Source organism: Streptomyces thermospinosisporus, assembly GCF_039526425.1.
Lineage (GTDB): Bacteria > Actinomycetota > Actinomycetes > Streptomycetales > Streptomycetaceae > Streptomyces > Streptomyces thermocarboxydovorans.
On the sequence record NZ_BAAAIZ010000065.1, the window covers coordinates 1 to 11,817 of the forward strand.

The following is an 11,817-nucleotide window of genomic DNA, read 5'->3' on the forward strand; positions in this document are numbered from 1 at the left end:
CTCGCCAATGCCTACCGCAACTGGCTCCAAGCCGCTTGACAGCCAATAGGAGCATCAACGGCCCCGGGCGGCCGGGCGGCGCCGAGGGCGGGCGGAACGCCAGAGGCACCGATGACAGCCGGAACGCCGGGACGGCACCGATGGCAGCCGGACGGCCGGGGGCGGACGCGCGGGGCCGGACGCGCGCGGGGCCGGACGCGCGGTGCCGGACGCGCGCGGTGCCGGGCGGCCGGGCAGCACGAGGGCTCGGCAGGACCCGGCCCACCCCGGCTCGCCCAGGCCCACGGCCGAGGACGGCGGAAGGCGCAGGCCCGAGCGAGGCGGGCGGAAGGTGCACACCCGGTCGAGGCGGGCGAAAGGCGCAGGCCCGAGCGAGGTGGGCGGAAGGTGCACGCCCGAGCGAGCCGGGAGGGCGCGGCCGGGCAGGCGGCCGGCGGTCGGCAAGGCGGGGTCCGCGGCCGGGGAGGCCGGGCTGCGGCTGGGGAGGCGAGGTCCGCGGCCAGGGAGGCGGGATCCGTGGTCCGGGGCGTCGCGGACAATGGGCGTATGGCGGGAACGAACCGAGGAGCGGAGCGGGGCCGGGAGCGGGCCCGGCACTGGCAGTTCGCCGAGCTGCCCGGCGTCGACCTGCTGCGCGCCCGGTACATCCGCAAGGAGTTCGTGCGGCACACCCACGAGCACTTCGTGATCGCCGCCATCGCGGACGGCGTCGAGGTCTTCCACCACGGCGGGGGCGACCAGTACGCGGGAGCCGGCGCGCTCGCCCTGGTGAACCCGGACACCCCGCACACCGGGCGGGCCGGTGTCCCCGAGGGCTGGCGCTACGGGGCGGTCTACCCGTCGCCCGAGGTGGTGGCCGCCATCGCCGCCGAGACCACCACCCTGCGCGGCACGCCCGGCTTCGTCTCACCGGTGCTCGACGACCCGTACACCGTCCGCCTGGTGCACCAGGTGCTGCGGGCCACCGACGAGGGCAACGCGCTCGCCGCCGACACACTGCTGCGGGTCGCCGTGACCCGGCTGCTGCGGCTCAACGGCGGGACGCTGCCGCGCCGCGAGGTCCGCACGGCGGGCGCCAGGACCGCCGCACGCGCGCGGGCGATCCTGGAGGAACGGATGGCCGCGCCGCCCACGCTGGAGCAGCTCGCCGCCGAGCTGGGCACCAGCGCCTTCGCCCTGCTGCGCGCCTTCCGCGACACCTACGGCATGCCGCCGCACACCTGGCTCACCGACGCCCGGGTACGGCGGGCCAGGAAGCTGCTGGACGCGGGGACCACGCCGTCCGAGGCCGCCGTCACCGTCGGCTTCACCGACCAGCCGCACCTGAACCGGCACTTCAGCCGGATCGTCGGCGTGCCCCCGGGCGCCTACCAGCGCGAGCGCAAGAACGTACAAGACGCCCGGCGCGGGCTTCTCGTACCGTCAGGAGTGTGGCAGTACAACGCACCGCAACCCTCGCAGCAACCACTCACACCCCCGACACCCCCGACAAGCCCGACCGTGCCGTCGTACGGGACGCCCTCGGGGTGGGGATCGCCGTCGGACTCTCCGGCTTCGCCTTCGGCGTGACCTCGGCCGGCAGCGGGCTCACGCTGCTGCAGACCTGTGCGCTGAGCCTGCTGGTGTTCACCGGCGCCTCCCAGTTCGCCCTGGTGGGCGCGCTGGCGGCGGGCGGCGGCCCGTTCACGGCCGCCGCGGGGGCGTTCTTCCTCGGGGTGCGCAACGCCTTCTACGGGCTGCGCCTGTCCCAGCTGCTGGCCCTGCCGCGTGCGCTCCGGCCGTTGGCCGCCCAGTGGATCATCGACGAGACGACCGCGGTCTCGCTGGCCCAGCCCACCCGGCGCAGCGCGCGCATCGGCTTCCTGGTGACCGGGCTCAGCCTGTACGTGCTGTGGAACCTCACCACGCTGCTCGGTGCGCTCGGCGCGGAGGCCATCGGGGACACCGAGGCGTGGGGTCTGGACGCGGCCGGCCCGGCCGTCTTCCTGGCGCTGCTGGCCCCGATGCTGAGGAGCACGACCGAGCGGGCGGTCGCGGGGCTCGCCGTACTGCTCGGGCTCGGCCTGCTGCCCGTCCTGCCCGCGGGCGTGCCCGTACTGGTGTCCGCGCTGGCGGCGCCGGTGGTGCTGTGGGCGCGGGGGCGCCGGGACGGGGCGTCCAGCGCGTCTGAGTCATCCGAGACATCTAAGACATCTGATACATCTGAGGCGTCTGAGGCGTCTGAGGCATCTGAGGCGTCTGAGGCATCTGAGGAAGAGGACCGTTGAACATCTGGATCGCCATCGGTGTGACCGCCGTCGGCTGCTACGCCGTCAAGCTCGCCGGTCTCCTGGTGCCGGCCGGTGTCCTCGAGCGGCCCCTCGTCAGGCGGCTCGCCGCGCTGCTGCCGGTCGCCCTGCTCGCCGCCCTCACCGCGCAGCAGACCTTCGCCGACGGCCAGTCGCTGGTCCTGGACGCCCGTGCCGCGGGTGTCGGTGCCGCCGCCGTAGCCCTCGTCCTGCGGGCGCCGTTCCTGGTCGTCGTCGGGGTCGCCGTGGCGGTGACGGCGGGCGTGCGGGCGCTGAGCGGCTGAGGGTGCCGCCGGCGCGCGCCGGTCCCGGGTGGGCTCAGTCCACGGGACGGCCGTACGCCCGCAGGGTGCGGAGCGCCTCGATCGTCACCATGGGGCGGGCCTCCAGCGCGGGGGCCGCCGCCCAACGGCGCCACCGGATCGGCCAGCCGCCGTCCTCACGCTGCTCGGCCGCGAGGTAGTCCAGGGAGCGGGCCATCTCCTCGTCCATGAACCAGGCGCGGGCGAGCGAGTCCGGGGTCGGTGCGTAGTCGTGCGGGAAGTGGTGCTCGCCCGGCGCGTATCCGGGGGCGACCGGGTAGGCGTCGAGGTCGTCCGGGTCGACGGCCGCAAGGCGCTGCCCGCGCACCAGGCGCCCCAGCCGGTCCGCGGCCGCCTCCGCGCGGGCACGGTCCGGGACGGCGTCCAGGAAGGCGACGGCCGCCTCGATCTCGTACGGATGGGACCGCTCCAGCGATTCCACCGCCTGCCAGCAGAAGTCCGTGGCCCGGAACAGCCAGGCGTGCCACACCTCGTTGCGGTGCAGCAGGCCCACCACGCGGCCGGTGGCGAGCAGCTCGCTCGGCGGGTCGTCCACGATCGGGACGAAGGGAGCCGCGGGGTAGCCGCGCTGGCTGGGATGGATCGCCGGCAGGGCTCCGTCCGCGGTCGAGACCGAGGTGAGATAGCGGCACACCTGCTCCGCACGCCGGTCGGTGCAGCGGCCCACGGCGTCCAGGACGCGCAGGGCGCGGGCCGTGTGCAGGGGCTGGCTGACGGGGCCCCGGAGGTCGGGTTCCAGCCCGTGGCCGTAGCCGCCGTCCTCGTTGCGGTAGGCGTCCAGCGCCGTCTCCACCGGCTCGGCGCCGCCGCCCAGGAAGTGGTGGGCGAACAGGCGCTGCTCGAGCACCCGTGCGGTGAGCCAGACGAACTGCTCCGCCCGCGCGAGCGGGGTGTGCGTCCGGGAGGTCGGGTCGTGGGGGGAAGCTCCGGTATCGGCCATGGGGCCGACCGTAGGGCGGAATGCGGTATCGGTATGCGGTCCCGGCGGGGGCCACCCCCGCAGGCGGGATACTGGAGGCATGCGGTTGACGGTCTTCTGGCAGCGGATGGCGGAGCACTTCGGTCCGGGCTATGCCGACACTTTCGCGCGTGACCATGTCATGTCGGAGCTCGGCGGGCGCACGGTCCACCAGGCGCTGGCAGCGGGCTGGGACGCCAAGGACGTCTGGCAGGTGGTCTGCGCGGTGATGGAGGTCCCTCCGGAGAAGCGCTGATCCGAGCGGGGCGCTGAGGTGACGGACCTCCGCGGCGCAGAGAAGCGCTGAGGTGGACGCACCTTCTCTCACGCTGATGGTCACAAAGATCGCCCGCGGGCAGACGGCTGTCACAGCCGTGGGTGAGACTTGACTCCGTGGCACCGACTGACGAGACCGGGCAGGCAGCCCCTCCCTCCACCCCTGGCGCACCCCCGCCCGCCGGACCCGCGGCGGCTCCCGGCGGCGCACCGGGGGGCCGCATGCCGCGCTGGCTGCCCCGTGCCCTGGTGCTGGCGCTCGCCCTGTACGGCCTGTTCCAGCTGGGCAGCTGGGCCTTCCACCAGCTCACCGGCCTGCTGATCAACGTCCTGATCGCGTTCTTCCTGGCGCTCGCCGTGGAGCCCGCCGTGAGCTGGATGGCCGCGCGGGGCGTACGCCGGGGGCTCGGCACCTTCGTGGTGTTCCTGGGCGTACTCATCGTGGGGGCCGGTTTCGTCACCCTGCTCGGGTCCATGCTGGCCGGGCAGATCATCAAGATCGTCGAGGACTTCCCGGACTATCTCGACTCGGTCATCAACTGGATCAACACCCACTTCCACACCGAACTGCGCCGCGTGGACATCCAGGAGGGCCTGCTGCGCTCCGACTGGCTGCGCAACTACGTCCAGAACAGCGCCTCCGGCGTCCTGGACGTCTCCGCGCAGGTCCTCGGCGGACTGTTCCAGCTGCTGACCGTCTTCCTGTTCTCGTTCTACTTCGCCGCCGACGGCCCGCGGCTGCGGCGCACCATCTGCTCCCTCCTGCCGCCGGCCCGGCAGGCCGAGGTGCTGCGTGCCTGGGAGATCGCGGTGAACAAGACCGGCGGCTACCTGTACTCGCGCGGTCTGATGGCCCTGATATCCGGCCTGGCGCACTACGTGCTGCTGGAAGTCCTGGACGTGCCCTACGCGCCCGTGCTGGCCGTGTGGGTGGGGCTGGTCTCGCAGTTCATCCCCACCATCGGCACCTATCTGGCGGGCGCCCTGCCCATGCTGATCGCGTTCACGGTCAACCCCTGGTACGCGCTGTGGGTGCTGATCTTCGTGGTGATCTACCAGCAGTTCGAGAACTATGTGCTGCAGCCCAAGCTGACCTCGAAGACCGTCGACATCCACCCGGCGGTCGCCTTCGGCTCGGTCGTCGCGGGCACCGCGCTGCTCGGCGCGGTCGGCGCGCTGATCGCCATTCCGGCGGTCGCCACGCTCCAGGCGTTCCTCGGCGCCTATGTGAAGCGCTACGACGTCACCGACGACCCGCGCGTCCACGGCCACCGCGGCGACGGCACCGGTCTGCTCACCCGCGCCCGCCGCCTGTGGTCCCGCGGCCCGAGCGCGACCCGCCCGCCGGGCGGCGACGCCGAGGGTTCGTGAGCGGACCCTGTGATCCTCCGCCGGTGAACCTCGCCCGTGCGTCGGCCGTCTCCGAGTGCGTCATCGAAACCGGCCCTGCCCGAGAGCAGCGTCGCGGCCCGCGTGCGAAGGGCGCGCGAGAAGGAGCAGCAGACGAGCGAGGCGCTGCCTCGGCACGACGAGGAGACGCGGGACGAGGAGACGCGGGACGAGGAGACCTGTGAGCTCGACCCGATCACCTGGGACGCCCTCGTGGAAGCGATGAGGAAGCACGGGGTGACGGACGACGTGATGGGCAAGGTCTGCCACGACGCCTTGCGCGCGATCAACGCCACCCCGGTCGCCGAGCGCGACCGCCTCAACGCCGAGGCCGAGGCGAACTCCGCCGAGCAGATGCCCGCCGGGCCGCAGCGCCTCGCGGGCTCCCCGCAGCGTCTGCTGCCACGACCGCGGTTCGACGATGGCCTGGGCGACGTTCGCCGTCATCGTCACGAGGTCGGCCTGCAGGGGAGGAAGACGGGTCGCGTCACCGTGGATCCAGCGCACTCGTTCGCCTCCTGGCCTGGCACGAGCGACGTCCAGGGAGGCCAGGGCGGGATCCACGCCGATGACCTCGATTCCGCGGTCGGCCAGGAGACGGGCGAACACGCCCGTGCCGCAGCCGATGTCCAGCACCCGGCGTGCCGCGAACTCCTCCGCCATCCGAAGGTGGGGACCGAGATCGCTGCGGTCGGGGTCGAGCGCGTCATGGACCGCGGCGAGCCGTGGATGCGCGAAACAGTCGTCGGCCGTGGGGGCGGAGGGAGGAAGGGGTGCGCGACGGCGGTCGGAGGCAGGATGTGGTGCGCGACGGCCTGTCCCGCCCGTGCCGCGTGGTGCGCTTGACACGAAAATCGAACATCCTTTCTTATGGAGGCGCCGATGAGGCTCAACGACGGGCGTTCTGACCCAGTTCGGGGGAGAAGGTCCCGGAGTTGTCCACAGGCCGGACAGACGTCGGGACGCATTGTCAGTGGCAGGCGCTAGCGTCTTTGACGTGAAGCGATCGACTCAAGCAAATCGGGTGGAACCCATGGCAGGAACCGACCGCGAGAAGGCGCTCGACGCCGCGCTCGCACAGATTGAACGGCAATTCGGCAAGGGCGCCGTCATGCGCATGGGCGAGCGGTCGAAGGAGCCCATCGAGGTCATCCCGACCGGGTCGACCGCGCTCGACGTCGCCCTCGGAGTCGGCGGCCTGCCGCGCGGCCGTGTGGTGGAGATCTACGGCCCCGAGTCCTCCGGTAAGACGACCCTGACCCTGCACGCGGTGGCCAACGCCCAGAAGGCCGGCGGCCAGGTCGCCTTCGTGGACGCGGAGCACGCCCTCGACCCCGAGTACGCGAAGAAGCTCGGCGTCGACATCGACAACCTCATCCTGTCCCAGCCGGACAACGGTGAGCAGGCCCTGGAGATCGTGGACATGCTGGTCCGCTCCGGCGCCCTCGACCTCATCGTCATCGACTCCGTCGCCGCCCTGGTGCCCCGCGCGGAGATCGAGGGCGAGATGGGCGACAGCCACGTGGGTCTGCAGGCCCGCCTGATGAGCCAGGCCCTGCGGAAGATCACCAGCGCGCTCAACCAGTCCAAGACCACCGCGATCTTCATCAACCAGCTCCGCGAGAAGATCGGCGTGATGTTCGGCTCCCCGGAGACCACCACCGGTGGCCGCGCGCTGAAGTTCTACGCCTCGGTCCGCATCGACATCCGCCGCATCGAGACCCTCAAGGACGGCACGGAGGCGGTCGGCAACCGCACCCGATGCAAGGTCGTCAAGAACAAGGTCGCGCCCCCCTTCAAGCAGGCCGAGTTCGACATCCTCTACGGCCAGGGCATCAGCCGCGAGGGCGGCCTGATCGACATGGGCGTGGAGCACGGTTTCGTCCGCAAGGCCGGCGCCTGGTACACGTACGAGGGCGACCAGCTCGGCCAGGGCAAGGAGAACGCCCGCAACTTCCTCAAGGACAACCCCGACCTCGCCAACGAGATCGAGCGGAAGATCAAGGAGAAGCTGGGCGTCGGCGTACGGCCCGAGGAGAGCGCCACCGAGCCGGGCAAGGACGCCGCTCCCGCCGAGGGGCCCGCGGTTCCGGCCCCGGCGGCCAAGGCCGGCAAGTCCAAGGCCGCGGCAGCCAAGAGCTGACCCGTGACCCGACGAACCGACTGGGCCGAGTACGAGTTCGCCGCATCCGGTGCCCGGCGGGGGAGGGGCATCGGAGCCGGTGACGGCTCAGCCGCGGACATGGACGGGACCTACGGGGGGTACGGCGACGAGGCCGCGGAAGCGGACGGCATCCCGGCGGAGACGCCGGGCGACGTCCCGCGCCGCGGCACCCGGGGCTCGCGCCGCACGGGCGGGACACAGGGCCGCACGGGCGGGACACGGGGAGGCGGCTCGCGTGACGGCGGGCCGCGTGGTGGACGCGGACGCGGGCGCCGCACCTTCGGCGACGCGACCGCCCAGGACGGGGGCGCCTCGACCTCGTCGAGGGCCGAGGGGGAGGAGTCCCCGGGGGACCCGGTCGAGCGGGCAAGGGCGATCTGCCTGCGCCTGCTCACCGGGACCCCGCGCACCCGCAAGCAGCTCGCCGACGCCCTGCGCAAGCGGGACATCCCCGACGACGCCGCCGAGGAGGTGCTGTCCCGCTTCGAAGAGGTCGGACTGATCGATGACAGTGCCTTCGCGGACGCCTGGGTCGAGTCCAGACACCACGGCCGGGGACTGGCCCGCCGCGCCCTCGCCCAGGAACTGCGGACCAAGGGCGTGGACGCCGCGCTGATCGACGCCGCCGTCTCCCAGCTCGACTCCGAGCAGGAGGAGGCGACCGCGCGTGAGCTCGTCGCCCGCAAGCTGCGGGCCACGCGCGGCCTCGACCGCGACAAGCGCATACGCCGCCTCGCCGGCATGCTCGCCCGCAAGGGCTACTCCGAGGGGCTCGCCCTTCGCGTGGTGCGCCAGGCACTGGAGGAGGAGGGCGAGGACACGGAGTTCCTGGAGGGCGAGGGGTTCTAGAGCCACCCCGGTCTCCTGCTCCCGCGCTCTGCGCTCCCGCGCTCTGCGCTCCCGCGCTCTGCGCTCCCGCGCTCTGCGCTCCCGCGCTCTGCGCTCCCGCGCTCTGCGCTTCGCGCCTTACGGAGGCGTCACCGGCAACCCGGCCGCGCGCCAGGCCTGGAAACCGCCGATCAGATCGGTGGCCCGGTGCAGTCCCAGCCGGTGCAGGGACTCCGCGGCCAGGCTGGAGGCGTACCCCTCGTCGCAGATCACCACGATCCGCAGGTCGTGACCGGTGGCCTCGGGGAGACGGTGGCTGCCCTGCGGGTCGAGACGCCACTCCAGCTCATTGCGCTCGACCACCAGGGCGCCGGGGATGAGCCCGTCCCGGTCGCGCAGGGCGGCGTAGCGGATGTCGACCAGCAGCGCCTGGCCGGCCTGGGCGGCGGCATGGGCGTCGCGGGGTTCGATGCGCTCGTAGCCCGACCGCACCCGCTCCAGCAGCGCGTCGATGCCCACGGCGGTACCCGTGGTCGCCCCGTCCGGCGCGGTGGGCTCGCCCGGCGGGACCGCCTCACCCGGCGTGGCGGCCTCGCCCAGCGGGGTCGCCTCGCTTGTGCTGCTGACGCTCACTGCCAGTCCTCCGGGCGTTCGACCTGCTCCAGCCGGAGCACCGGTCCGCTGCGGCTGTAGCGGCGGATCTGCGGCAACGGCGGGTAGTAGGCGTGCACGGAGATCGCGTGCCGGTCGTGCGACTCGTTGAGCACCTCGTGCACGTGATGCCGGCCGAAGGCGCGGCCCTGGCCGGCCGGCAGCCGGCGTGAGCGGTCCACGCCGTCGGTGAGCTCCAGTGTCCTCCAGCCGTCGGTGGGCAGCCGCACGGCGAGCGAGTTCTCCTTGAGCTCGCCGGAGGCGGTGATGAAGGCGCCGACGGACTCGGCGTGGTCGTGCCAGCCGGTGCCGGTGCCGGGCGGCCAGCCGATCAGCCAGGCCTCGCTGCCACCGGGCCCGTCGAGGCGCACCCAGGTGCGGCCCTCGGGGTCGAGGGGGAGCGAGGCGATGAGGCCGGCGTCGGCGGCCGCCCGCCGCACGAAGTCGAACAGCTCGGCCTGCGTCGGCGCGGCGCCGGACCGAAGAGCCGCGTAAGCCGCAGAAGCCGCAGAACCGGCAGCGAGGTCGGACGTGGAGGCGGCGGGGGAGGGGGTGGGAGTGGGGGAAGGGGAAGAGGAGACAGACACGTGCACCGTCCTGAAAAGCGTTCGCGAAAGCGCGCACCCAAGCGACGGCAACGCACCGGTGTGCGTGCGGGATGGCGGGGCAGCGCGCGAAAGGGCGTGAAAGAAGCGCGAGATCAGACGGACGGGCGACACACGCAGCCCGCATAGCGGAGGAGGTCCATATGGACCCTCCGCCACAGGCGCACACAGGTGTCGGTCATGGGCCGGAGTACACCACGAAGCCGCCGACCCGTTCAACTCACGGTCACCATGTGGACCACACGGTGACCGGTCACGGCCCTTCTGCGTCCAGCACAGAACCTCCGGGACCGCCGGTCAGCCCGACACGGCCCCCGCTTCCGCCTCCGCTCCCGCCCGAGCCTCCGCTCCCGCCCGAGCCTCCGCTCCGCCCCGAGCCTCCGCCCCCTCAGCCGCAGGTCCGCCGAGCGCCGCCTCCGTCGCCGCGTAGAGATCCGCCGGGCGGACACCGCTCAGCGCGGTGACCAGATGCCCGTCCGGGCGCACCAGCAGCACACTGTGGGCCGGCGCCCCCGGGTAACTCTCCGCGACCAGCAGTTCCGCCCGGTGCGGCAGCGCCGCCACGGCCGCCGCGAGCCGGGGCATGATCCCGGCGGACATCCAGTGCCGGCGCTCCCACACCGCCGTGCCCGGCGCGATCAGCACCACCAGCAGCGCACCCCGGCCGAGCCGCTCGCGCAGCTGCACGAAGGTGCCGTCCTCCGCCGTGACCCGGACGTCCGCCACCTGCGCACCCGGCGGGGTGTCGACCGCGACCTCGCCCTCGAGCCGCCCCGGCGCGAGCGGTGAGTCACCGTACGCCCCCGGCGCACCCAGTGCGCCCCGCCCGAGGTGACCGTCCATCAGCAGGATCTCGTGGTTGCGCGCCGAGCCGGGAACGTAGGAGCGCAGCCCTCCGCCGCCCCGCACTATGGGCAGCGCCTGGTCGGCGGCACGCAGCCGGGCGGCGACGGCCGCCCGCCGCTCGGCCTGATAGCTGTCGAGCAGTGCCTCGCGCGGCCCGTGATGCCAGGCCAGCGCCAGCTTCCAGGCGAGGTTGTCGGCGTCCCGCAGCCCCTCGTCCAGCCCGTGTGTGCCCAGCGCGCCGAGCAGATGCGCCGCGTCCCCGGCGAGGAACACCCGGTCCGCCCGCCAGCGCCGGGCGAGCCGGTGGTGCACCGTGTGGACACCGGTGTCCAGGAGGTCGTACGGCGGAGTCGTCCCGTTCGTCCAGCCGGCCAGCGTCTCCCGGATGCGGGCGAGCAGCATCTCCGGTGTGACCAGGTCCTTGCCCGGAGGCAGCAGCCAGTCCAGCCGCCACAGGCCGTCCGGCAGGGGCCGTGCGGCGATCTCGCCGGCCGAGGGACCGGACGAGCGCCATGGCGGCAACCGGTGCAGCAACGCCTCGTTCTCCCACGGGAGTTCCGTGCGCAGCACGGCCACGGCGTGACGTTCCACCGCCGTACGCCCCGGGAAACGGATGTCCTGCAGCTTGCGCACGGTCGAACGCGGCCCGTCGCAGCCCACCAGGTAACTCCCGCGCCACCACGTCCCCTTGGGGCCGCGCGTGTGGGCGGTGACACCCGAGGGCTCCTGCTCCAGGGAGTCGAGGCGGCTCTCCGCGGCGACTTCGACGTGCCGTTCGCCGGCGAGGGCCGAGCGCAGCGCGCCGGTGAGAACGTGCTGGGGGATGTGCAGCGGAGGCGCGGCGGCGCCGTCACCGAAGGCGACCTCACTGATCACCTGTCTGCGCCGCATCGACCGCCATCCGGCCCAACGGCAGCCGAGCTGTGTGAGCCGCACGCCGGTCAACCGTTCCATCAGCGCGGCGGTGTCCTCGCGCAGCACGACGGTGCGCGCCGGACGTGGTTCGTCCGTGCCCGGACCCTCGTCCAGCACCACACACGGCACGTCCTGCCGTGCCAGTGCCAGGGCGAGCGTGAGCCCCACGGGCCCCGCTCCGACGACGATCACCGGGTCCATTGCGCGGCGCCCCCTGCTCGAAGCGACGTCTGAGGGGCCGTGAGGGAACAGGTAGGTGGAGCAGGGTGCACGATCACAGAAAGTATGCAACCTATTGCCGGTGCCCGCGTCAAGCGACCGGTGACCGTGGCGATCACGCGAGCGCTGCCCGCTCAGCCGTCTGCTGTGCAGGCAGCCCGCCATTCGTGTGTTCGCGCGAGCCATGCCACATGGGCCGCCTGGACGCGGTTTGAGGTTCCCCCGAGATGCGGGAAGCGGTGACAGTAGGTCAGATGGGACTCACAGAGAGGAGCCCTGTTGATGCCTGCCCCGAGGCCGAGGACTTCACGGCCGCCGTCCTCGGTGACGCCGGTGGCGATGACGACGGCGCGGG

Annotated in this window: 13 protein-coding genes; 7 read left to right on the plus strand and 6 right to left on the minus strand. The window is 73.0% G+C overall.

Annotation, left to right across the window (positions count from 1 at the left end):
* The first annotated feature begins 546 nt into the window (after positions 1-546).
* Genes ABD207_RS21305 through ABD207_RS21315 form a run of 3 tightly spaced genes read left to right on the plus strand, consistent with a single transcriptional unit; the run spans position 547 to position 2,572 of the window.
* Positions 547-1,569, plus strand: coding sequence for an AraC family transcriptional regulator (locus ABD207_RS21305; protein ID WP_344014688.1), 1,023 nt, complete (start codon positions 547-549; stop codon positions 1,567-1,569).
* The gene (locus ABD207_RS21310; protein ID WP_344014689.1) at positions 1,527-2,267 is read left to right on the plus strand and encodes an AzlC family ABC transporter permease; all 741 of its coding nucleotides are present in this window, start codon (positions 1,527-1,529) and stop codon (positions 2,265-2,267) included. Before ABD207_RS21305 ends, ABD207_RS21310 begins: the two co-directional genes overlap by 43 nt.
* On the plus strand, positions 2,264-2,572 hold the full coding sequence (locus ABD207_RS21315) for an AzlD domain-containing protein (RefSeq protein ID WP_343997991.1): 309 nt from the start codon (positions 2,264-2,266) through the stop codon (positions 2,570-2,572). Before ABD207_RS21310 ends, ABD207_RS21315 begins: the two co-directional genes overlap by 4 nt.
* Positions 2,573-2,606: 34 nt before the next feature.
* On the opposite strand, the gene ABD207_RS21320 is transcribed toward ABD207_RS21315, so the two are convergent.
* Positions 2,607-3,551: a hypothetical protein gene (locus ABD207_RS21320; RefSeq protein ID WP_344014690.1), complete on the minus strand. Its 945-nt coding sequence runs from the start codon at positions 3,549-3,551 to the stop codon at positions 2,607-2,609.
* A gap of 79 nt (positions 3,552-3,630) precedes the next feature.
* Here ABD207_RS21320 and ABD207_RS21325 point away from each other — a divergent pair, with 79 nt between their 5' ends.
* Complete coding sequence (locus tag ABD207_RS21325) at positions 3,631-3,825, plus strand: DUF3046 domain-containing protein (RefSeq protein WP_167997582.1); 195 nt, start codon at positions 3,631-3,633, stop codon at positions 3,823-3,825.
* 137 nt (positions 3,826-3,962) lie between these two features.
* Entirely contained in the window at positions 3,963-5,216 is a 1,254-nt protein-coding gene (locus ABD207_RS21330; RefSeq protein WP_344014691.1) for an AI-2E family transporter, read from the plus strand.
* Between the two features lie 60 nt (positions 5,217-5,276).
* Here the strand turns inward: ABD207_RS21330 and ABD207_RS21335 are convergent, their stop codons facing one another.
* Entirely contained in the window at positions 5,277-5,897 is a 621-nt protein-coding gene (locus ABD207_RS21335; RefSeq protein ID WP_344014692.1) for a class I SAM-dependent methyltransferase, read from the minus strand.
* A gap of 370 nt (positions 5,898-6,267) precedes the next feature.
* On the opposite strand from ABD207_RS21335, the gene recA reads away from it, so the two are divergent.
* Both recA and recX read left to right on the plus strand, forming a co-directional pair.
* A complete protein-coding gene (gene recA / locus ABD207_RS21340) occupies positions 6,268-7,377 on the plus strand; it encodes a recombinase RecA (RefSeq protein ID WP_344014693.1) in 1,110 nt (369 codons plus the stop codon).
* A 3-nt stretch (positions 7,378-7,380) separates the two neighbouring features.
* Entirely contained in the window at positions 7,381-8,247 is an 867-nt protein-coding gene (gene recX / locus ABD207_RS21345) for a recombination regulator RecX (protein ID WP_344014694.1), read from the plus strand.
* Positions 8,248-8,364: 117 nt separating this feature from the next.
* Here recX and ABD207_RS21350 read toward each other — a convergent pair whose 3' ends face one another.
* The 4 genes from ABD207_RS21350 to ABD207_RS21360 all read right to left on the minus strand — a co-directional run bounded on the left by ABD207_RS21350 (position 8,365) and on the right by ABD207_RS21360 (position 11,444).
* A complete protein-coding gene (locus ABD207_RS21350; RefSeq protein ID WP_344014697.1) occupies positions 8,365-8,745 on the minus strand; it encodes a rhodanese-like domain-containing protein in 381 nt (126 codons plus the stop codon).
* A gap of 110 nt (positions 8,746-8,855) precedes the next feature.
* Positions 8,856-9,464 (minus strand): cupin domain-containing protein, encoded by a 609-nt coding sequence (locus ABD207_RS21355; protein ID WP_344014695.1) that lies wholly within the window; start codon positions 9,462-9,464, stop codon positions 8,856-8,858.
* 113 nt (positions 9,465-9,577) lie between these two features.
* Positions 9,578-9,664 (minus strand): putative leader peptide, encoded by an 87-nt coding sequence (locus tag ABD207_RS32170; protein ID WP_425580784.1) that lies wholly within the window; start codon positions 9,662-9,664, stop codon positions 9,578-9,580.
* Positions 9,665-9,779: 115 nt separating this feature from the next.
* Positions 9,780-11,444, minus strand: coding sequence for an FAD-dependent monooxygenase (locus ABD207_RS21360; protein ID WP_344014696.1), 1,665 nt, complete (start codon positions 11,442-11,444; stop codon positions 9,780-9,782).
* Positions 11,445-11,817: the final 373 nt, after the last annotated feature.

What these genes read in the sequence shown, in the direction of transcription:
- ABD207_RS21360 (WP_344014696.1), bottom strand. Translation starts at nt 11,444, where the DNA reads ATGGACCCGGTGATCGTCGTCGGAGCGGGGCCCGTGGGGCTCACGCTC.
- ABD207_RS21335 (WP_344014692.1), bottom strand. Translation starts at nt 5,897, where the DNA reads ATGGCGGAGGAGTTCGCGGCACGCCGGGTGCTGGACATCGGCTGCGGC.
- recA (WP_344014693.1), top strand. Translation starts at nt 6,268, where the DNA reads ATGGCAGGAACCGACCGCGAGAAGGCGCTCGACGCCGCGCTCGCACAG.
- ABD207_RS21320 (WP_344014690.1), bottom strand. Translation starts at nt 3,551, where the DNA reads ATGGCCGATACCGGAGCTTCCCCCCACGACCCGACCTCCCGGACGCAC.
- ABD207_RS21305 (WP_344014688.1), top strand. Translation starts at nt 547, where the DNA reads ATGGCGGGAACGAACCGAGGAGCGGAGCGGGGCCGGGAGCGGGCCCGG.
- ABD207_RS21325 (WP_167997582.1), top strand. Translation starts at nt 3,631, where the DNA reads ATGCGGTTGACGGTCTTCTGGCAGCGGATGGCGGAGCACTTCGGTCCG.
- ABD207_RS32170 (WP_425580784.1), bottom strand. Translation starts at nt 9,664, where the DNA reads ATGACCGACACCTGTGTGCGCCTGTGGCGGAGGGTCCATATGGACCTC.